29 protein-coding genes are annotated in these 26,996 nt (G+C 70.0%); 7 read left to right on the top strand and 22 right to left on the bottom strand.

What is annotated here, in order from left to right; translation table 11 throughout:
* Positions 1-3: 3 nt before the first annotated feature.
* From OHB44_RS15360 to OHB44_RS15330, 7 genes are all read right to left on the bottom strand, one after another.
* Positions 4-2,157: an amylo-alpha-1,6-glucosidase gene (locus OHB44_RS15360; protein ID WP_330441075.1), complete on the bottom strand. Its 2,154-nt coding sequence runs from the start codon at positions 2,155-2,157 to the stop codon at positions 4-6.
* A gap of 147 nt (positions 2,158-2,304) precedes the next feature.
* Entirely contained in the window at positions 2,305-2,949 is a 645-nt protein-coding gene (locus OHB44_RS15355) for a LuxR C-terminal-related transcriptional regulator (protein ID WP_238682786.1), read from the bottom strand.
* Positions 2,937-4,211: a sensor histidine kinase gene (locus tag OHB44_RS15350; RefSeq protein ID WP_238682785.1), complete on the bottom strand. Its 1,275-nt coding sequence runs from the start codon at positions 4,209-4,211 to the stop codon at positions 2,937-2,939. The genes OHB44_RS15355 and OHB44_RS15350 overlap by 13 nt, the downstream gene beginning before the upstream one ends.
* A 336-nt stretch (positions 4,212-4,547) precedes the next feature.
* The gene (locus OHB44_RS15345; RefSeq protein ID WP_330441074.1) at positions 4,548-5,495 is read right to left on the bottom strand and encodes an alpha/beta fold hydrolase; all 948 of its coding nucleotides are present in this window, start codon (positions 5,493-5,495) and stop codon (positions 4,548-4,550) included.
* 154 nt (positions 5,496-5,649) lie between these two features.
* Complete coding sequence (locus tag OHB44_RS15340; protein ID WP_330441073.1) at positions 5,650-6,177, bottom strand: GNAT family N-acetyltransferase; 528 nt, start codon at positions 6,175-6,177, stop codon at positions 5,650-5,652.
* Positions 6,178-6,246: 69 nt separating this feature from the next.
* Positions 6,247-6,969, bottom strand: coding sequence for a VOC family protein (locus tag OHB44_RS15335; RefSeq protein ID WP_330441072.1), 723 nt, complete (start codon positions 6,967-6,969; stop codon positions 6,247-6,249).
* Between the two features lie 96 nt (positions 6,970-7,065).
* Positions 7,066-7,830 (bottom strand): group II truncated hemoglobin, encoded by a 765-nt coding sequence (locus OHB44_RS15330; protein WP_330441071.1) that lies wholly within the window; start codon positions 7,828-7,830, stop codon positions 7,066-7,068.
* 71 nt (positions 7,831-7,901) lie between these two features.
* Here OHB44_RS15330 and OHB44_RS15325 point away from each other — a divergent pair, with 71 nt between their 5' ends.
* Positions 7,902-8,246: a winged helix-turn-helix transcriptional regulator gene (locus OHB44_RS15325; RefSeq protein ID WP_266302720.1), complete on the top strand. Its 345-nt coding sequence runs from the start codon at positions 7,902-7,904 to the stop codon at positions 8,244-8,246.
* A gap of 77 nt (positions 8,247-8,323) precedes the next feature.
* A complete protein-coding gene (locus OHB44_RS15320) occupies positions 8,324-8,731 on the top strand; it encodes a pyridoxamine 5'-phosphate oxidase family protein (RefSeq protein ID WP_330441070.1) in 408 nt (135 codons plus the stop codon).
* Positions 8,732-8,913: 182 nt separating this feature from the next.
* On the opposite strand, the gene OHB44_RS15315 is transcribed toward OHB44_RS15320, so the two are convergent.
* The 5 genes from OHB44_RS15315 to OHB44_RS15295 form a co-directional block, all read right to left on the bottom strand.
* Positions 8,914-9,207, bottom strand: a complete 294-nt coding sequence (locus OHB44_RS15315; RefSeq protein ID WP_210785135.1) for a DUF6510 family protein — start codon at positions 9,205-9,207, stop codon at positions 8,914-8,916.
* Between the two features lie 36 nt (positions 9,208-9,243).
* Positions 9,244-10,023: a ferredoxin reductase gene (locus OHB44_RS15310; protein ID WP_266302724.1), complete on the bottom strand. Its 780-nt coding sequence runs from the start codon at positions 10,021-10,023 to the stop codon at positions 9,244-9,246.
* Complete coding sequence (locus OHB44_RS15305) at positions 10,016-10,615, bottom strand: sulfite oxidase-like oxidoreductase (protein ID WP_091408112.1); 600 nt, start codon at positions 10,613-10,615, stop codon at positions 10,016-10,018. Before OHB44_RS15305 ends, OHB44_RS15310 begins: the two co-directional genes overlap by 8 nt.
* Positions 10,616-10,690: 75 nt before the next feature.
* Complete coding sequence (locus OHB44_RS15300) at positions 10,691-11,716, bottom strand: TerC/Alx family metal homeostasis membrane protein (RefSeq protein WP_238682775.1); 1,026 nt, start codon at positions 11,714-11,716, stop codon at positions 10,691-10,693.
* Between the two features lie 217 nt (positions 11,717-11,933).
* Positions 11,934-12,344, bottom strand: a complete 411-nt coding sequence (locus OHB44_RS15295) for a DUF2267 domain-containing protein (protein ID WP_238682774.1) — start codon at positions 12,342-12,344, stop codon at positions 11,934-11,936.
* Between the two features lie 155 nt (positions 12,345-12,499).
* Here OHB44_RS15295 and OHB44_RS15290 point away from each other — a divergent pair, with 155 nt between their 5' ends.
* Both OHB44_RS15290 and OHB44_RS15285 read left to right on the top strand, forming a co-directional pair.
* Positions 12,500-12,772 carry a DUF2795 domain-containing protein gene (locus OHB44_RS15290; protein ID WP_030332551.1) on the top strand — a complete coding sequence of 91 codons (273 nt, stop codon included), beginning with the start codon at positions 12,500-12,502 and terminating at the stop codon, positions 12,770-12,772.
* Between the two features lie 42 nt (positions 12,773-12,814).
* Positions 12,815-13,480: a DUF1345 domain-containing protein gene (locus OHB44_RS15285; protein ID WP_238682773.1), complete on the top strand. Its 666-nt coding sequence runs from the start codon at positions 12,815-12,817 to the stop codon at positions 13,478-13,480.
* A 270-nt stretch (positions 13,481-13,750) separates the two neighbouring features.
* Here OHB44_RS15285 and OHB44_RS15280 read toward each other — a convergent pair whose 3' ends face one another.
* The 6 genes from OHB44_RS15280 to OHB44_RS15255 all read right to left on the bottom strand — a co-directional run bounded on the left by OHB44_RS15280 (position 13,751) and on the right by OHB44_RS15255 (position 19,872).
* The gene (locus tag OHB44_RS15280) at positions 13,751-14,419 is read right to left on the bottom strand and encodes a hypothetical protein (protein ID WP_330441069.1); all 669 of its coding nucleotides are present in this window, start codon (positions 14,417-14,419) and stop codon (positions 13,751-13,753) included.
* A 52-nt stretch (positions 14,420-14,471) separates the two neighbouring features.
* Complete coding sequence (locus OHB44_RS15275; RefSeq protein ID WP_238682771.1) at positions 14,472-15,446, bottom strand: pirin family protein; 975 nt, start codon at positions 15,444-15,446, stop codon at positions 14,472-14,474.
* 105 nt (positions 15,447-15,551) lie between these two features.
* Positions 15,552-16,538 (bottom strand): hypothetical protein, encoded by a 987-nt coding sequence (locus OHB44_RS15270; protein ID WP_330441068.1) that lies wholly within the window; start codon positions 16,536-16,538, stop codon positions 15,552-15,554.
* Positions 16,539-16,726: 188 nt separating this feature from the next.
* A complete protein-coding gene (locus tag OHB44_RS15265; protein WP_330437513.1) occupies positions 16,727-17,896 on the bottom strand; it encodes a DDE-type integrase/transposase/recombinase in 1,170 nt (389 codons plus the stop codon).
* Positions 17,897-18,325: 429 nt separating this feature from the next.
* Positions 18,326-18,910, bottom strand: coding sequence for a hypothetical protein (locus OHB44_RS15260; RefSeq protein ID WP_330441067.1), 585 nt, complete (start codon positions 18,908-18,910; stop codon positions 18,326-18,328).
* Between the two features lie 647 nt (positions 18,911-19,557).
* Entirely contained in the window at positions 19,558-19,872 is a 315-nt protein-coding gene (locus OHB44_RS15255) for a MazG-like family protein (RefSeq protein WP_238682768.1), read from the bottom strand.
* 189 nt (positions 19,873-20,061) lie between these two features.
* On the opposite strand from OHB44_RS15255, the gene OHB44_RS15250 reads away from it, so the two are divergent.
* Positions 20,062-21,432: an alpha/beta hydrolase family protein gene (locus tag OHB44_RS15250; protein WP_330441066.1), complete on the top strand. Its 1,371-nt coding sequence runs from the start codon at positions 20,062-20,064 to the stop codon at positions 21,430-21,432.
* Between the two features lie 66 nt (positions 21,433-21,498).
* On the opposite strand, the gene OHB44_RS15245 is transcribed toward OHB44_RS15250, so the two are convergent.
* From OHB44_RS15245 to OHB44_RS15230, 4 genes are all read right to left on the bottom strand, one after another.
* Positions 21,499-22,212, bottom strand: a complete 714-nt coding sequence (locus OHB44_RS15245; protein ID WP_238682766.1) for a hypothetical protein — start codon at positions 22,210-22,212, stop codon at positions 21,499-21,501.
* A gap of 603 nt (positions 22,213-22,815) precedes the next feature.
* Entirely contained in the window at positions 22,816-23,286 is a 471-nt protein-coding gene (locus OHB44_RS15240) for a VOC family protein (protein ID WP_330441065.1), read from the bottom strand.
* A gap of 118 nt (positions 23,287-23,404) precedes the next feature.
* Positions 23,405-24,034 carry an MBL fold metallo-hydrolase gene (locus OHB44_RS15235; protein WP_238682764.1) on the bottom strand — a complete coding sequence of 210 codons (630 nt, stop codon included), beginning with the start codon at positions 24,032-24,034 and terminating at the stop codon, positions 23,405-23,407.
* Positions 24,031-25,119, bottom strand: coding sequence for an S-(hydroxymethyl)mycothiol dehydrogenase (locus OHB44_RS15230; protein ID WP_238682763.1), 1,089 nt, complete (start codon positions 25,117-25,119; stop codon positions 24,031-24,033). Before OHB44_RS15230 ends, OHB44_RS15235 begins: the two co-directional genes overlap by 4 nt.
* A 185-nt stretch (positions 25,120-25,304) precedes the next feature.
* Here OHB44_RS15230 and OHB44_RS15225 point away from each other — a divergent pair, with 185 nt between their 5' ends.
* Positions 25,305-25,724, top strand: a complete 420-nt coding sequence (locus OHB44_RS15225) for a hypothetical protein (RefSeq protein WP_330441064.1) — start codon at positions 25,305-25,307, stop codon at positions 25,722-25,724.
* A 26-nt stretch (positions 25,725-25,750) separates the two neighbouring features.
* Positions 25,751-26,932, top strand: a complete 1,182-nt coding sequence (locus OHB44_RS15220) for a low temperature requirement protein A (RefSeq protein WP_330441063.1) — start codon at positions 25,751-25,753, stop codon at positions 26,930-26,932.
* Positions 26,933-26,996 lie beyond the last annotated feature (64 nt).

Below are 26,996 nucleotides of genomic sequence, written 5' to 3'. Positions count from 1 at the left end.
TGCTCAGCTGGGCTGAAGCCGGACGTGGCCGCTGCGACCGATCGCCTCCAACTCCCACTGTTGGCCGAACGCCCGGACCCGCTCGGCGGTGATCCGGCCCAGTTCCTCCGGGACGTCCGGATCGAGGACCAGCCGGCCGTTGACCGGGTTGACGCCGAGCATGGCGCGGATCAGGGCCAGCGGTGTGCCGGCCGCCCACGCCTGCGGGCTGCACGCGGTCGGATAGGGCACGGCGAAGAGCAGTCGCTCCCGATCGAACCCGCTGAGCGCCTCCGGCAGCCGGTGACCGAACTGTTCGGCCGCCTCGATCATCGCCAGGCTGATCCGGTTCGATTCGGCCCGGTAGCCGTACCGGGCCAGGCCGAGCGCGGCGATGGAGTTGTCGTGCGGCCAGACCGTGCCCAGGTGGTACCCGAGGGCGTTGTAGAGCCGCTCCTCCCGCGACAGCGTGCGAATGCCCCAACCGGAGAACATCTCCGGCGACATGAGTTGACGCACCACCGCGTCGGCCCGCTCCGGTGGCACGATTCCGCTCCACAGCAGGTGACCCATGTTGGAGGTCTTGGAGTCGACACGGTTCTTGTCGCCGTCCAGGGCGACCGCGTAGTAGCCGCCCCGGTCCTCGATCCAGAAGTCCTGGTTGAACCGCTCGTGCAGGGTGTTGGCCTCGTCGCGCAGCCGGCGCGCCAAGGTGGGATTGTCCAACGGACCGTCGAACAACTCGGCCAGTCGCATCTTGGCGTCGTAGGTGTAGCCCTGCAGGTCGCAGGTGGCCAGCGGGAGCACCGGAATTCGACCGTCGGCGAAGACGACGCCGTCCGGAGAGTCCCGCCAGCACTGGTTGCCCAGCCCCTCGGGCGAACGGGTCGCGTACTCGACATAGCCGTCGCCGTCCCGGTCGCCGTACTCGTCGATCCAGCGCAACGCGGCCACCGCGTTGTCCCGCAAGTGCCGGACGGTGTCGTCGTCGCCCGTCCAGCGCCAGTACTCGGAGAGCAGGACCAACCAGAGCTGGGTGGCGTCGGCGCTGCCGTAGTACGGCCCGAACGGTTTCTCGCCGCTGCGGGTCAGCTCGCCGCTGCGCACCTCGTGCAGGATCTTGCCGGGCTCCTCGTCGGTGAAGTCGTCGCACGTCTCACCCTGGAGCCGGGCCAGGGCGAGCAGGGTGCCCTTCGCCAGCTCGGGCCCGGCGACCAGCGTCTGGTACGCGGTGATCAGGGTGTCCCGTCCGAAGACGGCGAGGAACCAGGGCAGTCCGGCGCCGGGGAGGAGAATCCGCTGGCCCTTGACCTCCAGGTCGAGCCGCAACGCCGCCAGGTCGTTGCGGGACTGCCGCACGGTGTGCTCCAACGCCGCGTTGTCACTGCGCAGCACCGCCCGGTCCTCCAGCCATCGGCGCAGCGGGTCGTCGGCTCGGCCGTGGATGACGTCGGCGATGTCGCCCCGGACCGGCTCCACCACCCCCATCCCGGGTGGCAATGGCACGTGCAGGTCGACCTTCCACTCCTCGCGAGGGCCCAGCTCCAGGTCCCACACCAGGTCGTCGCCCTCGATGCGGTCGGCCGGGGTCGCGCAACACACCCGGGTCTGCGCGGAGAAGTCACCACGCTGATAGGAGAAGCACAGCTCGGACCCGTCGGCGGCGTGGTCGCGGCTGATCTCGGCGGAGCGGTCCCGGACCCTCGACTTGACCTCGAACAGGTCGGCGAAGTCGGCGGCGACGGCCAGCCGCAGCTCCACCCGGACCGGCTCCAGCCGGAAGGAGACCAGTTCCACGCGCTCGTGAAACCCGTCGCCGACGTAGCGCAGGCGCCTCAGGCCCAGCGTGTTCGGCGGCAGTCCGGGCAGCTCCGGGTTGGTGAGCACGTACTGCGCCGAGTAGTGGTCGATCGTCTCGGCGCGCAGCACCAGCAGCTCGCCGCCGTTGACGGTCAGGCTCCAACCGCTGATCAGGCGGGTGTCCAGGTGGACGAGCCCACCGATGCTGCCCGTCGGCACGTCCCCGCACGCGTTGGAGTACAGGAACGTGGGCCCGCTGAGCACCGCTAGCGAGTCGGGGCCCAACTCGGGCGGGATGGCCCGCTGGTCGGCGCTGTCCGCCTCCGCGACGGACAAACCGGGGAAGGGGTTGGCAGGGGTCGCGCGAACGGCAGCCATGCACCCACCGTAGGAAGCAGGGTACGGGGCGTCATCACCCGGTCCGGGTGAAAGGTCCGGTACTCGAACTAACGAGATCGCAACCCGTGTGTCGGCAACTCGCCAGGGCGTGCCGGCAACGTCGGATCTTGGAACCAGGCAAAGGACTCAGCCTTCCAGGTAGGCGAGTACCGCCAGGATGCGGCGGTTGTCGTCCTCGGAGGGCTTGAGACCGAGCTTGGTGAAGATGTTGTTGCTGTGTTTGCTGACGGTTTTCTCGGTGACGAACATCCGGGCGGCGATCGCAGCGTTCGAGCGGCCCTGCGCCATCAGGGTGAGGACCTCATGCTCGCGTGGGCTCAGCTCCAGGAGCTTGGGGTCGGTGGAGCGGTGGGTGAGTAGCGCACTCACCACGTCGGGGTCCATAACGGTGCTGCCGGTAGCGACCTGCCGGACACTGGCGACGAATTGGTCGACGTCCGTAACCCGGTCCTTCAACAGGTAGCCCACCGCGCCCGCGCGATCTGACATCAGCTCCCTGGCGTAGATCTGCTCGACATACTGCGATAGCACCATGATGGGCAGCCCTGGGATCTGGCGGCGGGCCTCGATCGCGCACCGCAGCCCCTCGTCGGTGAAGGTCGGCGGCAACCGCACGTCGACGATGGCGACGTCGGGGCGGTGCGTCGTCAGCGACCGGATCAGCGCGGGGCCGTTGTCAACGGCTTCCACGACCTCGAATGAGTTGGCCCGCAGGATCCTGATCAGGCCCTCGCGGAGCAGCGCGAGGTCCTCGGCTATCACGATACGCACGGCAGCGACATCCTCACCTCGGTAGGTCCGCCCGGCGGGCTGTCAACGGTCAGCGTGCCGTCGAAGGCCGCCAGGCGACGGACGATGCCACGCAGGCCCGTGCCGGAATCCATCGAAGCACCCCCACGGCCGTCGTCGGACACCAGCATCGTCAGTTCCCCGGCAGCGCCGCCCCGGTGGGGTGCGAACTCCACGGTGATCCGGATCTGCTGGGCCTGGGCGTGCTTGATGGCGTTCGACAGGGCCTCGGCGACGGCGAAGTAGGCCGCTGACTCGATCGGGGCCGGCAGCCGTCCGGGTAGGCGAGTTACCACAGTGGTCGGGATCGGATTGACCAGGGCCAAGGCCTTGAGTGCGCCATCCAGGCCACGGTCGGCCAGTACCGGCGGATGGATGCCTCGTACCAGGTCGCGCAGCTCGGTGAGGGCGGTGGAGGTCGACTCGCGGGCCTCGGCCAGCAACTGCTGGACGGCCTGCGGATCGGTGGGCAGTAACTGTTCGGCCAAGCCCAGGCTCATACCCAGCGACACCAGCCGGGCCTGCGCGCCGTCGTGCAGGTCGCGTTCGATTCGGCGCAGTTCACCGGCCTGGGTGTCGACGGTCTCAGCTCGCGAGGTCGCCAACTGTTGGACGCGAGCCCGCAGGCGCGTCTGTTCGGTGGGGCCGAGCAGAGCGCGGATCACCCGAGCGTTGAGGTTCGCGAGGCGCACCGCAGTGACGTACCAGAGCAGAAGGAAAACCGGACCGAGCGGTACCAGCCCGAACGACTGCGCGACGCTGTGCAGCCGGAAGCCCTCCCCCATCGGAGTGCGGAACACCTGAGAAGGCGTCAGCTGATAGATGAGCGGATAGATCAGGTATACGACTCCGAAGGCGAAGAACAGCAGCGACAGTCCGCAACTCAACCAAATGGTGATCGAGTTGACCACCAACCAGATCCAGTCCCGCCACGTCGCCGGGTCGCGCAGGATCGTCCAGAGCCGCACCGGCCACCCGGCGTCCGGCGTCGGCTGATAGGGCCGGGCGGGCACCGGTTCGCCGAGCCGGTCGGCGGCCCACTGGCGATGCAGGTCGGCGAACCAGCGCACCAGTACGGTCGCGAGCAGGGTCAGTGGGATTCCGGCGCCAAGCGCGGCGATCGATATCGAGGTGATCCAGAGTGTGGCCAGCACGGCACCGACGGCCGCGCCCGGGAGCAGCACCAGCGACCAGCCCAGCAGGCTCATCCGCTGCGCCAGGGCGGTTCCGCTGTTATCGGTCATCTCGTTCCCTCATTGCGCATCGTGCCGAACAGCCGGGGTGGTGATTCATGGTGGCCGGCGATCCGCGCTTCCCCACGTCGGTGTCCCCCACGTCGCGTGGGATCCGGCGGCCGTGGTGTCCGTCCGTGGTCCACGGAGGCTCGCATCGCCGATCGGCGGCTCGATCGATCGACACCCGCACACACGCTACCCATCGCGTCCGCAGTTCCGGCCCGCTCCCCGAATCTCGACCACCACCTCGCCGTCATCGGGGATCCGGACCGTGTGGCTTGTCGCGCTCGCCTACGGCGCTGCCCCGGTCAACCAGGCTCGCGGGGTCCTGTCAGCCGTCGGCCTCTACTTGAGGGTGGCGGTCATCTGTTCGATTTCCTTGAGCACCAGGGCGGGCTTGTCCTGGGGAACGTCGTGCGAGCTTCCCTCGGCGATGACGAGTGTGCGGTCGGGCCCCGCCTTGGTGAACGCCGCTGCCGCGTCGCGCCAGGCCTGAGCGTCCTGCGGAGATCCATCAAAGGGTGTCTTGTCCGACACGATATAGATGACGGGAACGCCGTCGGGCCAGGAGACCTTGTGGTACGCCTGGTGCGTGGGACCGAAGTTGTCGGCCGTGGCGATGAGCTGGCGGTTCGCCTTCGTCGACGGCGCCTTCTTGAGCTCTTCGATCTGCGGCGTGGTCAGCGCGACGAGGCGTTGGGTCTGGGTGTCGGTGAAGAATTGCGGAACGTTGGCATCGATGAGCACCGCCCCGGAGACAACGCCGGGGTTCGCGAGGACGAAGTAGTGGGCCACCTCTCCTGCCTGCGAGTGGCCCGCGAGGACCACGTTCTGGGTGACGCCGAGTTCACGCAGACCGGCCTGCAGGTCGGAGGCTGCGGCCTTGGGATCCCATGGGCCCTTCACCTCCTCGCTGGCGCCCAGACCGGCCCGGTCGTAGGTGATGATCTGCGATCCGGTGGCCTGCGACAGCTGCGGCACCAGGGCATCCCAGTACGAGGAGTCCTCGCCACCGCCGGCGTCCAGAACGATGGTGGGAGAACTTCCTGGCGTGACGTGGAAGGCAAGCTGATGCCCGTTGTTGGCGATCATATGCAAGCCCGCTGCGGGGGCCGCACTTGCCGGACCGGCCGCGCTTGTCGAGGTCGAGGGAACCGCGGCTACCGAACTGGCCGTGGGCGCGGCCTTCGGCGCGGCCGAGCCATCACACCCGGCGACTGCCGCAATCACTGCGATGGGAAGGACGAGGGCCAGGGTGGCCCGATCGAACCGGGAGATCTTCTGCGTGGTCATGGAAATGAGCTTCCACGGTTGCTGGATCTCGCTCGATCCTGCTACCTCCCAGTCGGGTTGGGAGTTACCCCTACCCTCGCCAGCGGCACATCAGAACCCGTCAGGCAGGTGCCCGGTCCGGGTCGGGCCACCAGCGCCCGCCGCACTGGCGCGCTCAGGCCGGGGTTGGTGCGGTGATCGCCCAGCGCTCGTGGTCGCGCCAGGCGCCGTCGATGAACAGGTAGTCCGGGGAGAAACCCTCCAACCGGAAACCCAGCTTGCGGGCCACCCGCCGCGACGGCTCGTTGCCCGGTTGGATGTTCGCCTCCAGCCGGTGCAACCCGACCGAGGTGAACGCATGGTCGATCACCAGGGAGACGCCCGCCGAGGCGTGCCCGGTCCCGCTGTACGGCAGGAACGCCGCGTACCCCAGGTAGCCACCACGCAGCGCGCCGAGCACGATCCCGCTGATGTTCACGTAGCCGGCGATCTCGCCGCTGGCCCGGTCGCAGATCAGGTAGCCGGCGCTGTCGCGGCGACGGATCCGGCGCAGATAGAGCTCGTACTCCTCCGGGCTGGCCGGCGCGGCCAACCAGGGGTGGTGCAGATCCCGACTGCGCCGCGCGGCGGCGACGAACTCGTCCGAGTCGGTGGGCCGGGGTCGCCGGATCGCGGCGGGACCACCGGTACGCAGGTATCTCACGGCGGATCACTCTGACCGACCGGTGCCGCCGTTGTCCAACCGGCCGTCGCGTACGCGTCGCGGCGCGGGCTAGCGGGACGTCAGCAGGCTGAACTCCTGGCCGTCGGGGTCGGCCAGCACGACTCGGCCTGTTCCCTCCTGGTCGGTGTCGACCCGGGTCGCCCCGAGCGAGAGCAGACGGTCGACCTCTGCCTGCCAATCGACGCCGACAGCCGGGGCGAGGTCGAGACGCACCCGATCCCTGCCTCCGTTCGGCATGTACGGCGGACCGCCCCAGGAAATCTTCGTGCCTCCGAGCGGCGACTGGATCGCGGTCTCCTCGTCCTGGTCCCAGACCAGCGGCCACCCCAGCGCCCGGCTCCAGAAATAGCCAACCTTCTGTGACCCGTCGCTGGCCAGCGCACCGACGAAGCCGCAGCCGGCGAGGAACCTGTTGCCCGGTGCGATGACGTCGAACTCGTTGCCCTCCGGGTCGGCCAGCACCACATGATCGATCTCCGGGCCCTGGCCGATGTCCGCGTGCCGCGCGCCAAGTTCCAGTGCCCTGGCCACCGTCTGCCGCTGGTCCTCCAGCGAACTGCTGGTCAGATCGAAGTGCATCCGATTCTGGACCACCTTCGGCTGCTGGTTCGGGGCGAAGCGGATGTGGTACTCGTTGTCGTTGGTGGGTAGGAGCAGGACGCCCTCGTGCGGATCGTCGGCGATGTTCCGCCCCAGGAGCCCGGACCAGAACTGCGCGAGCCGCAGAGGCTCGCTCGCGTCGAAACTGATCGCGAACAGGTGTGCGGTCATCGCTGCGCTCATCTCCCGTCGGGCCGGACGCCGTGCCGGCCGTCGAAGCGGGAGCCTAGGGGTGTGCCAGGTCGACCGCACCCGAGTTTCGGCGGATCATCCCCGGTACGGCGGGGCTACACCCCAACCCCAGCGTGGGATCGGCGCCTGCCGGATCGGGTCCGCGTCCGGTCGAGAATTGCCTACCGCCAACCGGGTGCCCCACTCGAGGTAGCTCGCGAAGGCGGCGCGAAACTCCGGATCATCGGGTAGGCCGACCTCGTCGGCGGCGTCCATCATCAGGTTGACCCACCGCCGACGCTGCGCCTCGCTGATCGCCCTGCCCAGGTGCTTGCCGAGCATGTGGCGGTAGCCGCCCTGCTCCGTCGTGTAGGTGGCCGGTCCACCGAAGACCTCGGCAAGCCATACCGCTACATGCCGGGGGTGGTCGGGGTGCATCTGCGCGAACATCGGCGCCAGCAGGTCGTCGGAGCGGACCAGGCGGTAGAAGGCCTCGCAGAGCCTCAGAAACGCGTCGGTGCCGCCGGCCCACTCGTACAAGCTCGGCGGCGCGGCGCCGCCGGGGCCGGCAACCGACGTTCGGGCGTAGTGCCGCATCTCCTGGATGTCCTCGACGTACGGCTTGATCGCGGCGAAGAACTGCCCGAACACCGGGCCACCCCGAAACCCCTTCAGGTGCTCGTCCACCGATGTCCAGGTGATGCGCAGCAGGTAGGAGGCGGGGTCGTCCAGGCAGCGGCTCAACTCGTAGTCCACACACTGCGGCGCGGCGCGTAACGCGCTGGCGGCCCGCTCGTACGCCGCCTCGAAACCGTCCAGCCGTTCCTGCGGGACGCGGTACCTGATGTACTCGATCACCATGGCTACAGCTCAACACCCGCAGCGGTGATGATCAAGTACGCACCTTTTGGTACGTGCCGAGGGAGGCCACGATGCCTAAGCGATACCACTGCCCGGTGGAGCTCGCCGTCGACGTCGTCGGCGGGAAATGGCGACCGGTGATCCTGGCCCATCTCAAGGAGGGCGTCCACCGCTATGGCGAGCTACGCCGCCGGATGCCAGGGGTCAGCGAGAAGATGCTGACGCAGCGTCTGCGCGAGTTGGAGGCCGACGGGCTCGTCCTGCGGCACGACCACGAGACCACACCACCCCACGTCGAGTACCGGCTCACCGAGGAAGGACTCAGCCTGGCCCCGGTGTTGCAGGCCCTGTACGACTGGGGCGCCGCGCGGGCCGCACGTACCGGTACCGCCATCGACGAACCCTCCGCCGCCTGATTCGACGCGCCGCACGCGGCCCGGCAGCAGTGGAAAGACCGTCGTCGGGACGTACGGCGTTGTGATCCACTGGCCCGGTGAGCCGAACCCCCTCGATCCCCCCGGCCGACGTCCAAGAGCGACTGTCGCGGGAACGGAACGTCTGGCTGTGCACGGTGCGGCGCGACGGGTCCCCGCACCTGACGCCGGTCTGGTTCGTCTACCTCTCGGCGACGTTCTGGGTCGGCTGCGAAAGCCGCAGCGTCAAGGCCCGCAACGTCGTGGCCGACCCACGGGTGTCAGTGGCCTTGGAGAGCGGCGACGCCCCAGTGGTGGCGGAGGGTGACGCCCACGTGCACCGAAGTGGATTCCCCAGCACCGTCGTCGAGGCGTTCGCGCGCAAGTACGACGGCTGGGACGTCGGCCGGCAGGTCGGCCCGGACGGTGAGCGGGCGCTGCTGGAGATCCCCGTCCGGCGGTGGCTGCTCGCGGGCACCGCCCAGTGAGTCTTCGCGACAGTGGCCGGCTGACCCGGGAGTCCGGCCGACAATTGCGGTGGACAGCCCTGCGACAGCGCTCCGGTGATCTCGCCGACCAGACCGCCTAGTGGAACCGGACCGCGAGCGGCACACCACGCCATCGACCAGTGCTCATCCGGCCATGTTGCCTCAGCCGGGCAAGCGTTCCGTCAGAGCGGGCCGGGGAACGTCTGTTCCATCGGCATCGGCACCTGGAGGTAGGTGGTGCCGCGCATGTCCAGCCAGGCCCGGTCCGGCCCGCGCACCAGGCGCACCATCACCTCCTCGCAGGAGGGGCAGCGGGCGACGAGGCCCGGAGCGTTCGAGTAGACGTGCAGGCTGGCCATGGAGCCGGTCGTCCCGCAGTTCTCACAGCGGCCCATCGCGCTGCTCAGGTCGACGGTGAACAGCTCACGCATCGGGCCGTCGAGCATGTTGCCGTCCAGGTACGACATCTCGGTCATCGAATTCTCCTCGGCACTGCGTGAGCGAGCGGGTGGTCAGCCGGTGGGGCCGAAGCGTTCGGTCTTGACGCGACGCGACGGGTGACCCAGGCCCACCAGCAGGTCGGCCACGGTCTCCACGAACGCTGTCGGACCGCAGACGTAGGTGAGTGGTTCCAGGTCCGGCGGCCACCCGTGCGTGTTGACGTCGGCCAGCCCGATCCGGTGCGGCTCACCGCGCCAGCCCTCGGGCGCCTCGCGGGTGTAGACGTACGCGACGTCCAACCCGAAGTCGTCGCGGACCCGGCGGCGCAGCTCGTCGGCGTAGATCACGTCGCCGGGGGTGCGCACCGAGTAGATCAGCCGGAACGGCGCCTTGCTGCCCACCGCCCGACGGGCCCGGATCATCGCCATCAGCGGCACGATGCCGGAGCCGCCCGCGACGAGTTGCACCGGCGCGGTCTCCTCGGGCCGCCAGATGAACCAGCCACCGAGCGGTCCGCGTACCTCCACCGGGTCGCCGCCGCCAAAGACATCAATGAGGTACGGCGACACCTCGCCGTCGTGCACCCGCTGCACTGTCACCTCGATGCGCGGTCCTCCCGGCCCGTCCACGGCCGGGCCGGCGATCGAGTACGACCGTGCCGCCTGGTAGCCGTCCGGGGCGGTGAGCCGCAGGTCGACGTGCTGCCCGGGCAGGTGCCCCGGCCAGTCCGGCACCTCCAGCACCAGGGTCTGCGCGGTGGATGTCTCCACCCGGCGCTCCACCAGGCGGCCAACCTGCCAACGGTTCGGCGTCCGACGCTGGGTGCTCGTCGCCGCTGCGCGCTCAGTCACCCTGGTACCGCTGTTCGCGCCACGGGTCGCCGTAGTCGTGGTACCCGGCGGTCTCCCAGAACCCCGGCTCGTCCATCGTCTTGAGCCGGAGGCCGCGCACCCACTTGGCGGACTTCCAGAAGTACAGGTGCGGCACCAGCAGTCGCGCCGGCCCGCCGTGCTCGGCTGGCAGCGGGGCGCCGTCGAAGGTGTGCACCACCCACGCCTGACCGCCCCGCAGGTCGTCGAGCGGCAGGTTGGTGGTGTACCCGCCGTAGGAGTGCGCCAGCGCGAAGTGCGCCCCCGTGTCGACGTCGGCGAGCAGCGTGTCCAGTGAGACGCCCTGCCAGTTGGTGCCCAGCTTGGACCAGCGGGTGACGCAGTGGATGTCCACCATCGGCGTCTCCTGCGGCAGGGCCATCAGCTCCTGCCACGACCAGCGGTGTTCGCTGCCGTTCTCGGCGGAGATGACGAACTCCCAGGTGTCCAGTGACACCCGGGGCGTCGGGCCGGCCGAGAGCACCGGAAAGTCCTCGGTCAGATACTGACCGGGTGGCAGGGCCGGCTCCTGCGTTCGGGGCCGACCCTGAAAGCCCGGTGACACGATTCCCATTGCACAGTCGTACCACCCGCGCCGGTGGGGGCGGAAGCTTTCCCGCGTACCGTGTCGTCAGCCGGCGCGGCGCGGTCAGTGCCGCTCCGCGACGACCTTGCGGTCCTCGGGGAGGTCGCCACCGCGGGTGGCGCGCAGGCTGGTCACCGTGACCACCACCAGCACCCCGATGATCACGCCAAGCGAGGCCAGGGTGGGGATCTGCGGGACGCTGTCCCAGATGCCGTGCGCCCAGTGCAGACCCAGCTTGAGGCCGATGAACGCCAGGATGACGGCCAGGCCGTAGCTGAGGTGCACCAGCCGGCTCAGCGCCGCGTGCAGGACGAAGTAGAGCGCCCGCAGGCCGAGCAGGGCGAACGCGTTGGTGGCGAACACCAGGTACGGGTCCTCGGTGATGCCGTAGACCGCCGGCACCGAGTCGACAGCGAAGACGATGTCGGTGGCCAGCACCGCGACCACCACCAGGGCGAACGGCGTGAGTGCCCGCTTCGCGCCCTGCCGGACGGTCATCTTGGTGCCGTGGTAGTCGTCGACCACCGGCATGACCTTGCGCAGCAGCTTCACCGACCGCATCTTGTTGATGTCGACTTCCTGCTGATGCCCGGACATGGCATCACGCAGCAGCTTCACCGCGGTGGCGATGAGGATGATCGCGAAGAGCAGGAAGGCGAAGTCGAGGGTCTGCAACGCCGCCGCGCCGAGGGCGATGAAGACGGCCCGCAGCACCAGCGCGCCGGCGATGCCGTAGAGCAGCACCCGCTGGGCGAGCACCGCCGGCACCGCGAACGCCGCCAACAGCAACATGAAGACGAAGAGGTTGTCGACCGAGAGCGACTTTTCCACCAGGTAACCGGTCAGGTATTCAACGCCCTGCTGGGAGCCGAATCGCCACCAGATCCAGCCGCCGAACGCCAGCGGCAGCGCTATGTAGAAGGCCGACCAGCCGATGGCCTCCCGCATGGACACCTCGTGCGGGCGACGGGTGACCAGGAAGTCCAGCACCAACAGCAGGAGGACCCCGATGATGGTGACCGCCCACAGCGTGGGCGTGCCCACCGACGACAGGTCACTGGCGGCAGACAGATACGACACTTGACTCATGTGGGGTCTCCTCGAACACCGTCATGTTCGAGGTCTCCTTCACCCACCACCTGGTGGGCAACCACCCGAGGCGCGCCGGGCGCGCCGTACTGACCGGAATGGTTCGTGGGAAGTACTCCCCTCGCACGACAAGGTTAGGCCAGGCGGAATCGCCGCGCCAAGCGGGACATCGATGGTTGCCCTGGTAAACCGCTGTGTGTGCCCGGTGCGAGTGCTGTCAGCCGCGGCGCAACGTCGCGCCCGGGGCCATCGCCTGCTCGACCAGGCCCCGATAGTCGCGTGGCAGTTGGGTCACCACGTCATCGAACTCACCGCCGGTGATCGCCTCGCGCAGGGTGGTGAAGACCGCTCGACCGGCGTCCTCCGCGGCGGGCTCCGGCACACCGGCGCGCAACGCGACCCGGGCGACGAACTCCGCCGCGCCGAACCGGTCCGCCTGCTCGGTGCTCGGGCTCGGTTTGAGTACCAGTTGCAGCGGTTGGGGCAACTGGGCGGCCAGGTCCAGGACCTCGCCGCCGGTCAACCGCTCGGCGAATGTCTCCAACACGGCCCGGGTCAGCTCGACCGCCCGCTCGGACGACGTGGCGGTGCGCTGGGAAACCTGGTCGATGAAGGTGTCGTAGTTCATCGCGTACTCCCTTGGACTCGCGTCGGCGCCTGCGGGTACCCGCGGTGGCCCAGGAGAAACGGCGCCGGAATCCTGCACCGGGCGGGCGTGACCGGCCGGCGGGCGGGTAACCGCCGCCGGTCGTCACCACATCGATGCCCGAGGGAGCCCACGCCATGGCGAGCTACGCCGACGTCCTGCAGTACCTGTCGAGCCTGGATTACCCGGCCGAGAAGGACGACGTGGTCCGCGAGGCCGAACGGGAGGGTGCCCCACCGGACGTGCTGAAGGCGCTGCGCGCCCTGCCGCCGGTCGACTACGCCAACGGGACCGAGGTGGCCCGGTCGGCCGGGATCGAGGCGGCGCCCGAGGTCGGCCCCGCCCAGCGGGCCGAGCAGGCCCGGGACAAGAAGCACAACCGGGTCTCACAGCACCTGCGCGGCATCTGACCCGGCGGTGGCGCCCACCACCCCGACCCGGGAGCGTCCCGAATGACCCAGACCGGTCCCGACCGGCCAGCGGACGTGCGTTTCCCGGCTGCGAAGCAGCTCGCCGTCGTGGCGGTGGTCGGCGTCATCGCCGGCTGCGTCTTCGCGCTGCTGTTGCCACTGCCGCTCGCCGCGCTGGCCGGCTGGGACGTGGGCGCGCTGAGCTGGCTCGTGCTGGTCTGGCACAAGATCTGGCCGATGGACGCCGAGCGGACCGCCCAACTGGCCGTCCACGAGGACCCGAACCGGGCGATCCGGGACGCCCTGCTGCTCGTCGCCTGCCTGGCCAGCCTGCTGGCCGTCGGGTTGGTCGTGGCCAGCGCACAGAGCGCGCCCCCCGGGATGGCCCGTGAGCTGCACAGCGGCGTGGGCGTGCTCAGCGTGGTGCTCTCCTGGTTCGTGGTGCACACCGTGTTCGCCGCCCGGTACGCCCGGATCTACTACACCGGCCCAGACGGCGGGGTGAACTTCAACCAGCCGGAACCGCCGCGCTACTCCGACTTCGCGTACGTCGCGTTCACCATCGGGACGACGTTCCAGATCTCCGACACCAACCTGACCAGCAACGAGATGCGTCGTACGGTGCTGCGCCACTCGATGGTGTCGTACCTGTTCGGCGCGTTCATCATCGCCGTGACCGTGAACCTGCTGGCGGGTCTGGCGCGGTGACGGCTATTGACGCCGCAGGCCCCGCAGTCCCCCGGAGCGCGACACGGGGGGAGCCGATCGAAGGGCCGGGACAGGCGGGCGCCCCTGGTCACGAACCGCGACCTAGGGCGCCACGCAAGCCTGCCCAGGCGGTGAACCGCATCCGAACCGGTCGCGGTCACCAGGCGGTGGAGGTCCGCTCGAACCGAGCGGCCAGCACTGCCGGGTCCAACCATACGGCAGAACATCCTCCGTTTGGTCAGAATTTGGGGAAGTGTGGGCCAGGGCACGTCACGGCCGACCGGTCACCTCCGCGTACCGATGCTCCAGGTCGACCCGGGCCAACGCCCCCACCAGCCAGGCCAACTGCTCGGACTCGCCAGTGGCCAGGCCGGCCAGGTCGTCCGCCGACCTGCCCAGCCCGAGCCGACGCGCGGCGGCCAGCGCCCGCCGATCGGCAACCGGGGCCACCTCCCGCCACAACGCCTGCGCCTCGCGGAGAAACAGGACGACGACCTGCTCGTCCACGCCCGGAAGCTCGGCCAGCAGCGCCCGCTCCCGGACCGGGTCGTGGCGCGCCACCGCCCGCAGCCGGCGCAGATCACCCCGATACCGCTCGATCACCGTCCGAGCCAGGTCACCCAGCACCGCGGCCAGCGCGTCCACGTCACCGCGCTGGCCGCTGGCGCGCAGCACCCGGACCCGGTCCTCGTGCAGCGAACGCGCCAGCCGGGCCGCGCTGTCCCACCCCTCGTCGCGCAACGCCCGCGCTCCGTCCAACGCCCGCCGGAAGTCACCACGACGGGCCAGCAGCACCGACAGGTACAACACCTGGAACAGGCTCGCCGGGTTGTTCGTCACCCGGAACCCGTACTGCTCGGCGAAGCCACGCCCGCTACCGGCGAGCCGGCGCGCCAGACGTTTACGGTCCTCCACCGGATTGATCAGACTGGTCGCCATGCCGGCGACTACCCGCGCCGGCGGCCAGCCACACACCGGCCGCACGTGCCCGTCAGCCGTGCAGGCCGCCGGTGCGGTCGCGGGCCTTGAGGCGGGTCGTGGGCAGGGCGGGTGCCGGCAGCGGCGGCGCCGAATCGTCGGCGACCACACCGAAGCGCCCGTCGCCGGCCATCCAGTCCTCCCGGGCGGCGGCGATCTCCTCGTGCGACCGACCCACGAAGTTCCACCACATCACCAACGGCTCCTCGAACGGCGTACCGCCCAGCAACAGCAACCGGGCCCCGGCCCCGCCCCGCACTGTCAGCTCCCGGCGGCCCGAGCCCAGATAGAGCAGCGCCCCCGGCTCGAACCCGACCCCGGCCGCCTCCGCGGACCCGGACATCGCCAACACGGCGTACTCGAAATCGGGCCGCAACGCCATCGTCGCCGGCGCCTCGCCGCGCAGCTCCAACTGCACCCCCACCAGCGGGGTGTGCACCACCGCCGGTGACCGCTCCCCGGCGAACTCGCCGACCAGCACTGTGACGTCCAGATCGCCGTCCCGCCAGCGAGGCAGGTCGGCGTGGTGCGCGAAGTCGGCCGCTCCGGCCCGCGCCGGGTCCGGCAGCGCCACCCAGAGCTGCACGCCGTGCATCACCGGCGGATGAGTGGCCGGCGAGCGCTCCGAATGGGCGATGCCGTTCCCGGAGGTCATCACGTTCAGTTGGCCGGGCACGATCGGCTGCACGTTGCCGAGGCTGTCCCGGTGCAGAATCTCGCCGTCGAGCAGCCAGGTCACCGTCTGCAACCCGGTGTGCGGGTGCGGCGGCACCTCCATGCCGGGCCGCTGCGCCACATCGTCCGGGCCGAAATGATCCACGAAACACCACGCGCCAACCATCCGGCGGGCACGCTGCGGAAGCAGCCGCCGCACCGTGGTGTACCGACCCAACGGCACGTCGTGGCCGGGCAACAACACACTGCCGGGATCGACGTCGGCCACGCCAGGCGGTCGGGTCTGCGCCAGCATCGATTCAGTACGCTCCACCGCCCGACTGTACGCGCACTCCCATTCGCGACCGCTGTGCTTTGAAGCGGGGCGGGCGGGGTTCACCAGCGCGTGGTTCTCACGGCCGGTTCGCCCGGCGTGGGCTTACCGGTTGCTGGAGGAGACCAGCACGCTGTTGGCGCCGGCGACCAGGTCCAGGTACAGGCGCTCCGCCGACCGGTCCCACCCCGGCGTACCCAGCACCGAGCCCGCAGCCACCCCATCCCAGCGGTCGCCGCGTACCACCACCGAGCCGGCACCGGCTCCCGCCCGCACCCGTACCGGAGTCGCCCCCGGGACCCGGACGTCGAGCTGGCTGGTGCCACCGGTGAGTCGTACGGTCAGGATGCTGGAGGGCAGGTCTGAGCGCGGGCCGGTGGGGTTGCCGGTGCCGGCGGCGGTGATCGGTGGCAGGAGAATCTCGGTACGGCTGGAACCTCCGGCGAGTTCCACCCCCAGCAGCCGAGCCCGGGTCAGGTCCAACACCTGACTGCTCACCCCGCCAACGAGGTGGAGGCGCCAGGCGACCCGCTCGTTGAGCAACACCCGCACGGCCCGTGGCCCGCGCGTCCCGGACTCCACGAGGTCGAGCCGCACGGTCTCCCCCCGCACCGCCGGTCGGCCCGCCACACCCGAGCCGGCCGGGGTACTGATCCGGTACAGGTCATCGCCCAACTCGGCCACCCGCAGCTCGAACGAGGACAGCCCATCCGCGAGCACGAAGGTGCCCTTCTGCCAACCCGCCAGCGGCGCTGTCAACGGTCGCTCGGCAGCAGCACCCGCACCACCGCGGCGACCCTCAGCCGCGTCCGGGTCGACGACGCCACCTGGGCGGGCGCCGTTACCGGGGTCGGTGCTGTCGGGGCGAGTGCCGTCGGGGCGAGTGCCGTCGGATTGCCCGGAGTAGGTCATGCCAAGGTGGTCGGGATCGGCGACGATCACGGCCACCGCTGCCGCACCCAGGAGCAACACGACGGCGGCAGCCGCCACCAACAGGCGAGCGCCGGTGGACCACCGCCGCGGTGTGGCCTTACCGGACGGTTCCGGCTCTGACTCCGGTTCGCGACCCGCGCCGTACCCCACTGCGGCCATGCCTCTTCCCTCCGCCGGTCCCCGCCCAGGGGTACGTACCCGCCGGCCGATCGGATCACTCGGCGCCGATCACGTCACTCCGCTACGTCGCCACCGTAGATCTTGGACAGTTTCCGTTCCGCGCGAACTGTGCTGTCCCGAGACATGTGTCAAGGGGAAGTCCCGATAGATGTGTCAGGTGTTGTTGATCAGGCTGCTCGGGTGAGGCTGATGTAGGTCCGGTCGGGGGCGAGGTGGAAGTGGCCGAGGGGTTGGCCGTCGTGGTGGTAGATGGTGATCCGGTTTTGGTCGCGGATGGCGGTGACGGTGGCGCCGGCGTGGGTGGTGCCGACGCTGGTGCGGTGTCCGGCGACGGTGATGGCGCCGGTGCTGCCGACCCGGCAGCGGTGCAGGGTGGCGTCGGTCTGCATCGGGAGGCTGGCTGGCCCGCCGAGGCTGGGCGCGTCTGTCCATGCCTGGGCGGGGGTGGCGCGTTGTGGCAGGGCGCTGTGGCGTCGTTGGGTGTTGTAGTAGCGGCGGTAGACGTCCAGCAGGTTCTGCAGCTCCGCGCGGGTGCTGGGGGTGGGTTGGGTGCTCAACCATTTCTTGAGGGTTTGGTGGTGGCGTTCGACCTTGCCGCAGGTTTGCGGATGGTAGGGGCTGGAATTGATCGGCCGGACATTGTGGTCCAGGAGGCACTGGACGAATGTGGAGATCGATCCGGGCCGGGTCAGTCGGCTGGTGAACGCGGTGCCGTTGTCGGACAACACGATCGCCGGGGCGCCGTACTCGTCGAACGCCTGCCTGACCGCGGTGACCGCGCCTTCGGCGGTCTCCGCGATCGTCGTGTAACAGCCGACGAGGGTTCGGGTGCAGTCGTCCAGGACGTCGAAGACCGCGGCGAGGCTGCCGTCGGCGAGCCGAACGTTCGTGGCGTCGATCTGGTAGCAGTCCCGGGGCCGGGCGTAGACGAACCGCCGAAACGAGCTGCGCGGCCGTTTCGCCGGGTTCCGCTCCAGCAGGTCATGCCGGGCCAGGACCCGGTTGATCGTCGACCTTGACGGCACCCGCCACACCGCACCGGTAGCGGCATGCACCTCGATCAGGGCATCGCGGATGAAGTCAGCCCCGTTGTCCAGGCCGAGTTCGACGCGCAGCTTGCAGATCCAGGCGTCCAACTCCGGTGGCGTCACCCGCGGACTGCTCCGCGGCCGCCGGGACCGCTCATGCCACTCGCCCACGTCCCGGATCCGCGCCTGATGCCGGTACACGGTACGGACCGACACCCCATGCTCACGCGCGAACTCGGCCGCGTTGATCCGCACTCCAGCAGCCAACTGCGCATCGAGCAGATTCATGACATGCCGCCGAGAAGCCATGCCCGGCACCATGGACCAGCACGCCCAAGATCCCCACCAAGTGACACATGTATCGGGACTTCAACACTGACAGATGTCATGGGACTGAATAGTTCCGCGCGAACGGAAACTGTCCAAGATCTACGGACACCCGCCAATTCAGACGACGTCATCTGCTCCCAGAGTGTGCAAGGCGGCGTCCCCATCCCGATGACCAACGACCAACGGCCCCGTGGCCCAGCGGTCGGCGGTCGGCGGTCGGCGGTCGGCGGTCGGCGGTCGGCGGTCGGCGGTCGGCGGTCGGTGAACGTTGGCGGCGACTGGTGTACGGCGAACGGCTAGAGCAGACAGGCCGCTGGCCGGCACCCCGGGTTGCGGGTGCCGGCCAACGGTCGGTGTCGTGCGGTGGTGCTGAGGCGCAGTGCTTCTGCGGTGGTGCTGTGACGCGGGTCAGCTGTTCCAGTACTGACCAACCAGGTCAGCGGCCTGCTGCTCCCACTGGGCGTAGGCGTCCGGGTACGCCGACACCTGCACCGTCTGCGCGGCGTCGGTCAAGGCCATGTCCTGCCACCCGTCGACCTGCTTCAAACCCTTGAGGAACGCGGTCGTGGAGTACTCAGGGTCGGTGATCTGCTCCGGCGTACCCCAACCCGAGCTCGGGCGCTGCTGGAACAGGCCCAGCGAGTCGTGGTCGTTCCTGTCGCCCAGGTGACCCAGGTTCTCCAGCTTCGACTCCTGCAGGCTCGTCGCGATCGAGATGACCGCGGCCCGCTCCGACAGACCGGCCTTCTTCGTGGCGGCGATGATCGCCTTCACGTTCGCGGTCTGCTCGTCATTCAGGCTGATACGCGACTGGTCGCCCTGGGTGCCGTGCGGGATCAGCTTGCTGGTGTCGGGCTTGTCGGCCTGCACCGCAACTGCGACGGGCTTGGCGTCGACCGGGTTTGCCACGTGGGCGATGGGGCCGGCGAAGACACCACCGGCGAACGCGAGACCAGCAACGGACAGAACGCTCTTACGCATGATCGTGTTCATGGGGGTAGCTCCTTCGGGGGTAGGACACCCAACCGCCAAGGGGGACGGCGGCAGGTGTGAGCACCTCGTCCGGCGCTGCACTAACAAGGGGAAAGTCTGGAGGGCGTCGAGGTCGGCGACCTGCCGAGCGGGGGCTCGTGGCGCCGGGTCCTTGTGTAACGACCGGGGGGCCGGGGTCATTCCGGGGTTGGCCCACCTGCCGGCACCCTCATCGTGGCGGTGCCTCCGGTCGTTCGTGGGGACTGTAACGACCGGGTGGAGGCTGGCATTCCAACCTGCGTGACCAGCCTTCAGGGGTCGGGCGGGCGGTCGGTGGTGCTGCGATCGTCAGGGTATGTAACGACCCCGGCCCGGCCATGATTCCGGCCCCCGAGTGCGCCCGGCCACACCCCACAAACACCCGCCGACGGCCAAACCGACCCACACGGCAGCCGGCCACGGCGTCCAACCGGCCCGCACCGGGTGATCCACTCGCCTTCACGGAAGTCGGGGCATCCCGGATTCCCGGACACCCCGACTTCCTGAAGCCCGAGTCGATCACGAATGACAGCGACCGGCGCATACCACCCAATGCCGGCAAAGTTCTCAGAGAGGCCCGGCAGGCGACCGCCGGGAAGGGGACGGCAACAGCCGGACGCCAGGGGCGGTTATTGGCCCGTCAGGCGGGAGCGCACTTTTGCGGCGCAGGCATCCAGAGTCGTCTGCGCGTCCAGGCCGAGGCTTTCGATGGCCACCAACGCGGTGAAGGCGACGTCGGCCAACTCCGCCGCGACGTCCTCGCGGGTGTGGGTGACACCCTTGCGCGGATTCTGCCCAAGCAGGCCGATCCAGGCAGCCGAAGCCTCCCCCGCTTCCTCGGTGAGCTTGAGGATGCGGCAGGTCAGTTCGGTCTGCCCGGTGCCGTTCGCCGCGTCCAGCCAGCCGCGCGACGCTCGGGCCGCCTCCCAGATCGACTCGTCCACGACGACCAGTCAACCCGATCGGCCCACCGGCCCGAACGACCGGGTATGACTGGACCAGCCTGTTGACTGGCGGATCAGCGAAGCCATTGACACTGGTCGACGGCAGTTCTAGGTTCAGGACGCTACCGGCCGGTAGGCAACCGTCCCGCTGGTCGCCCCCGGGCGACGACCGTCCGATGGGGAGCATCGATGCTGTCCACACCCGTTCGTACCCTCCGCCGCCTGCTGGCCGCCGCCGCGACGCTGACCCTCGCGGTCGGGTTGGCCGGTGCCGCGCCGGCCAGCGCCACCGGTCGCGACGCGAGGGGCGGCGAGCCGCTGCCCGGCTACACCATCGAGAATCCGCCGTTGGCGCCGCTGGTCGTGGGTGGCAAGCCGACGGCGGTACGCCAGGGCGTGCACCGCCACGCCGGGTACATCATCGAGGTCCCCGCCCGGTGGAACGGCGACCTGGTGTTGTGGGCGCACGGCTACCGCGGCCAGGGCACCGTGCTCTCGCCGGAACCGCCGGCCTTCGGGCTGCGCCAGCGCCTTTTGGAGCAGGGGTACGCCTGGGCGTCGTCCTCGTACGACCGCAACGGCTTCGACATCCGCTCCGGGGTGCTGGGGACGAAGGATCTCGCCGACCACTTCGGGCGGACTGTCCGCCGACCGCAGCACACCTACGTCGCCGGGGTGTCGATGGGTGGGTACGTCATCGGTCGTTCGCTGGAGCAGTACCCCGGCTTCTACGACGGCGCGATGCCGATGTGCGGTGTGCTCGGTGATCAGACGTTGCTCGACTTCTACCTGGACTACAACCTGGTCGCGCAGGCGCTCGCCGGGGTGCCGGCCCATCCCACGCCGGCTGACTATCTGACCAACGCGGTGCCCCGCATCCAGGTGGCGCTCGGCCTGGCCGGGCTGACCCCCACCGGGCCGGACACCACAACGGAGCGGGGCAAGCAGCTGCGGGCGATCACGGTGAACCGTTCCGGCGGGCCGCGTCCGGGCGCCGAGGCCGCTTTCGCGGTCTGGAAGGACTTCCTCTTCTCGATCAGCGTGCCCACCGGGAGCGGCAACTCCCCCGCCCAGCGACCCGGTCAGCTGTCCACCAACCTGCTCACCCGCTACGCCCCGAACAGCCCGGTGAACGTCAACGCGACAGTGCAGCGGGTCGCCCCGGAGAACGTCGTGCAGCGGCTCCTGCCGACGCTGACCGAGGTGCCGCGGATCGCCGGTCGGCCCACCGCGCCGGTGCTCAGCCTGCACGGTCTCGGCGACCTGTTCGTTCCGTTCAGCATGGAGCAGGCGTACGCCACCGACGTGGCGCGCAACGGTCGCGGCAAGCTGGTGGTTCAGCGGGCCATCCGGGCCACGCAGCACTGCGAGTTCACCCCGGCGGAGGCCGGCGCCGCCTGGGACGACCTGGTGTCCTGGGTACGCACCGGCAAGCGCCCGGCCGGCGATACCGTGACCGACCCGGCGGTGGTGGCCCGAGCCGACTACGGCTGCCGGTTCAGCGACCGGGACGCGTACGCGGCCGGGGTCGGCACCCGCCGCCTCTACCCGGCCTGCTGAGGTACGCGGACACGAAGAACCGGCCGGCTCCCGTCGAAGGGAGCCGGCCGGCCTCGTGTGCGGTTGTCACCAGAGCTGCTGGACGATGTCCGCCGCCTGCTCCTCCCACTGCGCGTACGCGTACGGGAAGGCGGAGACCTGCACGGTCTGCGCGGCGGCGGTCAGCGGCAGGTCCTGCCAGCCGCCGACGTTCTTGAGTGCGGTGAAGAACGCCGTGGCGGCGTACTCCGGGTCGGTGATCTGGTCGGGCGTGCCCCAACCGGACGACGGACGCTGCTGGAACAGGCCCTGCGAGTCGTGGTCGTTGTACGCGCCGAGGTGCCCGAGGTTGTACAGCTTCGACTCCTGCAGCGAGGTGGCGATGCCGATCACCGCGCCCCGGTCACCGACGCCGGTCTTCTTGGCGGCGTCGACGATGGCCCGGGCGTTGGCCAACTGGGCGTCGTCGAGCGGTACGCGCGACTGCGCGCCCTCGATGCCGTGCGGGATCAGCTGGGCTCGGCTCGGCTTGCCGGCCGGCGGCTTGCCGGTGGCGGAGCCGGTGGTCAGGCCCGACTCGACGGGCTGGTCGTCCTGGCGGGCCGAGGTGGCGGCCTTTCCGGTGGCGCGGTCGATGGCGGCGACGGCGCCCTGGTGCGGTCCGGAGGTGACCGGTGCGGCGACCGCGGTCGGCGCGAGAGCCAGACCGCCGAGGGCTGCCACACCCGCCACGCTCAGCGCGGTCTTGCGGTACGAATCCTTAGCGATGGCGGGGAGCCATCGAGTGAAGTCGACCTTCACGATGGTTGCCCTTTCGATCGTGCGGAGCGCTCCGGGGTGAACACTCCTCGGGAGATGACCGCGGAAATGGGTTTGGGCTCCGGCGGTACGGGGGACACAACCGGGTTCACGTGTCGGGCATTCCGGAAATGCCCGAGGGTCGGCCTGGTGCGGTCCCGGTCACGGCGCGGATTCGGGCAGGTGGGGCTTGCGAGACAGCAAGCCGGACAGCCGTGACGGATGGTGTTTGCGGACCCGGGGGCAAGTGTGGGAACGCCAACCTTTGCTCTGCTTACCTATATGCACCGGCTACGCTTCGTGACCGCCGGTGAGAGACCTCCGTGGCTGGCGCGAAGGGCCCAGTCGCAGCTCGGGGGCCGTGGTGCATATAGGTAAGCAGAGCAAAGGGCCAAACAGGGTGATGGGGGAGGCAGGCGGCTGGCGGTTCGTCGCTACCCTGAGTAGGCGCCTTGGCCAGCACGGTGGGTGAAGGTTGCCAGTCCGGCTCGCCCTGGCGGCCGAGAGCGTGGCGAGGCAGGCGGCGTTGGAGGATCTCGACGACCGCGCACCCCGACCGCCCGCCGTTGGCGCCGGGGTGAGAGTGACGCCCGGAAGCTGCCCGACTCAGCTGTCGCCGTCACCGTGGGACGACGCACCCCGCGTTCCGACACCCTCGTCCGGCGTGAGCAGTTCCTGGAAGATGGTGATCTGGAGGTCGGCGGGGGCAGCGAGGCGGGAGTTGAGCGACTGCCACGGCGTACGCGTCGGCGGCGCGATCTCGCTCGCCCCGGCGGCCACCAGTCGGGCGGTCGTCGCCTCCGTGTCGTCCACCTCGAAGGCCACCCGGATGCGCGGCGCGACCTGCCGACCCACCTCGACCTCGTCGACCAGGCGTTTCTGTGCGGAGTTCGCGATTTCCAGAGTGGCGCGGCCGGCGTCCAGGATCACCACCCGCGCATCCCCCTCGCCGCTGAACGCCGCCTCCTCCGGCAGGCCCAACGCGTCGCGGAAGAACTCGACGGCGGCCTCGTGGTCGGTGGCCTCCACCACGAGGCGCAGCTGACGGACGGGAGGGGCGGGCGAGTCGGCGGCCATGAGCGGGATCCTAGTGCGGTGTCCACTAACGCCCACCGGGTTTCCGGTGGGCGTTGTGGATCCTCGCCTTGAAGGGCGAGCGACTCCCCACCGGGTGTGGGGCGGGCCGCCGCGGGCGTCAGTGGCCGCGGTCCAGCCACTCCTGCAGGTGCGGCGCCTCCGCGCCGATGGTCGTGTCGTCGCCGTGGCCGGTGTGCACGATCGTGTCCGCGGGAAGGGTCAGCAAGCAGGTGCGGATCGACCGGACGATGGTGTCGAAGTCGCTGTACGAGCGGCCCGTCGCGCCGGGCCCACCGGCGAAGAGCGTGTCGCCGGTGAACACTGCGCCCAGCTCCGGCGCGTGGAAGCTGCACGCCCCGGGGCTGTGCCCGGGGGTGTGCAGCACCCGCAGCGTGGTGCCGCCCACCTCGATGCTCTGCCCGTCGTGCAGCTCGCCGTTGGGTGGCAGGTGCGGGTGGACCATGTCCCAGAGGACCCGGTCGGCGGCGTGCAGCAGCACCGGCGCGCCCGTGGCCTCGGCCAGCTCGGGCGCCACCCGGACGTGATCGTCGTGGGCGTGGGTGGCCAGGATCGCCCGGACCTGCCGGTCGCCCACCAGGGCGAGAATCGCCGCCACGTCGTGGGGCGCGTCCAGGACGACGCACTCGCGGTCGTCACCGATCACCCAGACGTTGTTGTCCACGTCGAAGGTCTGCCCGTCCAGGGAGAACGTGCCCGAGGTGACCGCGTGGTCGACGCGGGCGGTCACGGGAACACCACCACCGAGCGGAGCACGTCGCCGTGGTGCATCCGGTCGAAGGCGTTCTCGACCTGGTCGAGCGCGATCTCCTCGGTGACGAACGCGTCGAGGTCGAGCCGGCCCTGCAGGTACAGCTCGGTGAGCATCGGGAAGTCCCGGCTGGGCAGGCAGTCGCCGTACCAACTGGACTTGAGGGCGCCGCCACGTCCGAAGACGTCCAGCAACGGCAGCTCGATCTGCATCTGCGGGGTCGGTACGCCGACCAACACCACAGTGCCGGCCAGGTCGCGGGCGTAGAAGGCCTGCTTCCAGGTCTCCGGTCGGCCCACCGCGTCGATCACCACGTCGGCGCCGAAGCCACCGGTGGCGGCACGGATCGCCTCGACCGGGTCGGTCTCGGACGCGTTCACCGTGTGCGTGGCGCCGAACGTGCGGGCCCAGTCGAGCTTGCGGCTGTCGGTGTCCACAGCGACGATCGTGGTGGCGCCGGCGAGGACCGCGCCGGCGACCGCCGCGTCCCCGACGCCGCCGCAGCCGATCACCGCGACCGAGTCGCCCCGGGTGACGTTTCCGGTGTTCATCGCCGCACCCAGCCCGGCCATCACCCCGCATCCCAGCAGACCCACGGCGGCGGGTCGGGCCGCCGGGTCGACCTTTGTGCACTGCCCGGCGTGCACCAGGGTCTTCTCGGCGAACGCCCCGATGCCCAGCGCCGGGGCCAGTTCGGTGCCATCGGTGAGGGTCATCCGCTGGGTGGCGTTGTGGGTGTTGAAGCAGTACCAGGGCCGCCCCCGACGGCAGGCGCGGCACACCCCGCAGACCGCCCGCCAGTTGAGCACCACGAAATCGCCCGGGGCGACGTCGGTGACGCCCTCGCCGACCTGCTCCACGATGCCCGCCGCCTCGTGACCGAGCAGGAAGGGGTAGTCGTCGTTGATGCCACCCTCGCGGTAGTGCAGGTCGGTGTGGCAGACCCCGCACGACTGAATCCGGACGATCGCCTCACCGGGCCCGGGATCGGGCACCACGATGGTGGTGACCTCGACCGGCGCGCCCTTGCTGCGGGAGATGACTCCCCGGACTTCCTGGCTCACTTCGCCTCCTGCTGGTGGTCTGCGGCGGGGCCGGGCGCCGGGGTGGGCGGGTGTGCCACGGGCTCGGCGGTGGGCCCCCGGCGAACCTACCGCGACCACCACGGCCAGCCCAGCCGGCCCGGCGGGTTATCGCGGGCGGTGCGGGGTACGCGGGCCGCATTCGACCACGGCCAACGGGAGTGACAATGAAACTCGCGCACCTGCCGCTACGGGTCAGCATCGGCGCGTACTTCCTCAACTCGGGTCTGGGCAAGCGCACTCTGGAGGGCACCGCCGCGGAGGGCTTGCACGGCATGGCAGTCGCCGCCATGCCCCAGCTCGATCAACTGGAGCCGGCGCGATTCGCCAAGCTGCTGTCGTACTCGGAGATCGCCCTGGGGGCCGCGCTGATCGCGCCGTTCGTCCCGGCGCCCCTGGTCGGGCTCGGCCTGACCGCGTTCGGCGCGGGCCTGGTGCAGCTGTACCTGAAGACGCCGGGGATGCGCGAACCCGGCAGCATCCGCCCGACCCAGCAGGGCGCGGGGCTGGCCAAGGACGTCTGGCTGGTCGGCGCGGGGCTGACCCTGATGCTGGAGGGGCTGACCCACGGCCGTCGGCGCCGCTGACCCGGCGGGCGGTCTGAGGAGCTGCGGTGACCCGACCTCGGCCGGTACGGCCGTTCTACCGACCGATGCGCCCACATCGTCGCGACGAGCCGCACCGCACCGCCACGCCGCTGGAACTCTTCTTCGACCTGTGCTTCGTGGTGGCCGTGGCGCAGGCCGCCGGCAACCTGCACCACGACATCTCCGAGGGACACCTCGGCCACGCCCTGAGCAGGTACCTGATGGTGTTCTTCGCGATCTGGTGGTCGTGGATGAACTTCACCTGGTTCGCCTCGGCCTACGACACCGACGACGACCTCTACCGAATCACCACGCTGGTGCAGATCGCCGGGGCGTTGATCATTGCCGCCGGGGTGACCAGTGCGTTCACCGACGGCGATTTCACCGTGATCACCTACGGGTACGTGGTGATGCGGCTGGCCGCCGTCGTGCACTGGAGCCGAGCGGCGATCGGCGACCCGGCGCACCGGGCGGCGGCGACCCGCTACGCGATCGGCGTGACGGTGGTGCAACTCGGCTGGCTGTTGCGGTTGCTGCTGCCCGCCGAGTGGGGCATCGCGTCGTTCGTGCTGCTCGCTCTGGCCGACCTGCTGGTGCCGGCGGTGGCCGAACGGCCCGGGATGACCCCATGGCACCCGGCGCACATCACCGAACGGTACGGGCTGTTCACCCTGATCGTGCTCGGTGAGGCGGTGGGGGCCGTCTCGTTGGCGATCCAGGACGGGCTCGACGCCGGGGAACACGACCTCTGGTCGCTCGCGGCGGCCGGCGCGGTCATCGTGTTCGCGCTCTGGTGGCTGTACTTCGACCGGCCGAACGAGGCTCCCGACCGGCAGCCGTACTCCCTGATCTGGGGTTATGGCCACTACCTGATCTTCGCGGCAATCGCCGCGGTCGGCGCCGGCCTGAGCGTGTCGGTGGACTACGAGCGACACCTCGCGCACATCTCGGAGAGGACCGTCGGGTACGCGGTGGGCGTCCCGATCGCCGTCTTCCTGCTCACGGTCTGGTTGCTGCACGTACGCCGGCAGCAGCACGGCGCGGTGGTCGTCGCCTTCCCGGCCGTCGCGCTGCTGGCACTGCTCGCGCCGCTCGGCCCGGCACCGGCGTACGTACTCGCGGCACTGCTGGTCGCTCTGGTAGCGCTGACAGTGGTGTTGCGCCGCGGCGACGTCGGCACGAGCGCGGCGGTGGTCGACCCGGCCTGACTGCGGTCACACCCGGTGGCGGAAGCGGCGCCGATGATCAGCACATCGACGTGGTCGGAGGCCA

It is taken from the genome of Micromonospora sp. NBC_00821, from assembly GCF_036347035.1.
Taxonomy (GTDB): Bacteria; Actinomycetota; Actinomycetes; order Mycobacteriales; family Micromonosporaceae; genus Micromonospora; species Micromonospora hortensis.
This window is presented reverse-complemented; position numbering and strand designations above follow the sequence as displayed.

What these genes read in the sequence shown, in the direction of transcription:
- OHB44_RS15260 (WP_330441067.1), bottom strand. Translation starts at nt 18,910, where the DNA reads ATGAACACGATCATGCGTAAGAGCGTTCTGTCCGTTGCTGGTCTCGCG.
- OHB44_RS15295 (WP_238682774.1), bottom strand. Translation starts at nt 12,344, where the DNA reads ATGAACTACGACACCTTCATCGACCAGGTTTCCCAGCGCACCGCCACG.
- OHB44_RS15265 (WP_330437513.1), bottom strand. Translation starts at nt 17,896, where the DNA reads ATGGCTTCTCGGCGGCATGTCATGAATCTGCTCGATGCGCAGTTGGCT.
- OHB44_RS15360 (WP_330441075.1), bottom strand. Translation starts at nt 2,157, where the DNA reads ATGGCTGCCGTTCGCGCGACCCCTGCCAACCCCTTCCCCGGTTTGTCC.
- OHB44_RS15345 (WP_330441074.1), bottom strand. Translation starts at nt 5,495, where the DNA reads ATGACCACGCAGAAGATCTCCCGGTTCGATCGGGCCACCCTGGCCCTC.
- OHB44_RS15240 (WP_330441065.1), bottom strand. Translation starts at nt 23,286, where the DNA reads ATGGCCGCCGACTCGCCCGCCCCTCCCGTCCGTCAGCTGCGCCTCGTG.
- OHB44_RS15350 (WP_238682785.1), bottom strand. Translation starts at nt 4,211, where the DNA reads ATGACCGATAACAGCGGAACCGCCCTGGCGCAGCGGATGAGCCTGCTG.
- OHB44_RS15300 (WP_238682775.1), bottom strand. Translation starts at nt 11,716, where the DNA reads ATGAGTCAAGTGTCGTATCTGTCTGCCGCCAGTGACCTGTCGTCGGTG.
- OHB44_RS15305 (WP_091408112.1), bottom strand. Translation starts at nt 10,615, where the DNA reads ATGGGAATCGTGTCACCGGGCTTTCAGGGTCGGCCCCGAACGCAGGAG.
- OHB44_RS15280 (WP_330441069.1), bottom strand. Translation starts at nt 14,419, where the DNA reads ATGGCGACCAGTCTGATCAATCCGGTGGAGGACCGTAAACGTCTGGCG.
- OHB44_RS15270 (WP_330441068.1), bottom strand. Translation starts at nt 16,538, where the DNA reads ATGGCCGCAGTGGGGTACGGCGCGGGTCGCGAACCGGAGTCAGAGCCG.
- OHB44_RS15225 (WP_330441064.1), top strand. Translation starts at nt 25,305, where the DNA reads ATGAAACTCGCGCACCTGCCGCTACGGGTCAGCATCGGCGCGTACTTC.
- OHB44_RS15315 (WP_210785135.1), bottom strand. Translation starts at nt 9,207, where the DNA reads ATGACCGAGATGTCGTACCTGGACGGCAACATGCTCGACGGCCCGATG.
- OHB44_RS15335 (WP_330441072.1), bottom strand. Translation starts at nt 6,969, where the DNA reads ATGACCGCACACCTGTTCGCGATCAGTTTCGACGCGAGCGAGCCTCTG.
- OHB44_RS15330 (WP_330441071.1), bottom strand. Translation starts at nt 7,830, where the DNA reads ATGGTGATCGAGTACATCAGGTACCGCGTCCCGCAGGAACGGCTGGAC.
- OHB44_RS15285 (WP_238682773.1), top strand. Translation starts at nt 12,815, where the DNA reads ATGACCCAGACCGGTCCCGACCGGCCAGCGGACGTGCGTTTCCCGGCT.
- OHB44_RS15290 (WP_030332551.1), top strand. Translation starts at nt 12,500, where the DNA reads ATGGCGAGCTACGCCGACGTCCTGCAGTACCTGTCGAGCCTGGATTAC.
- OHB44_RS15250 (WP_330441066.1), top strand. Translation starts at nt 20,062, where the DNA reads ATGCTGTCCACACCCGTTCGTACCCTCCGCCGCCTGCTGGCCGCCGCC.
- OHB44_RS15325 (WP_266302720.1), top strand. Translation starts at nt 7,902, where the DNA reads ATGCCTAAGCGATACCACTGCCCGGTGGAGCTCGCCGTCGACGTCGTC.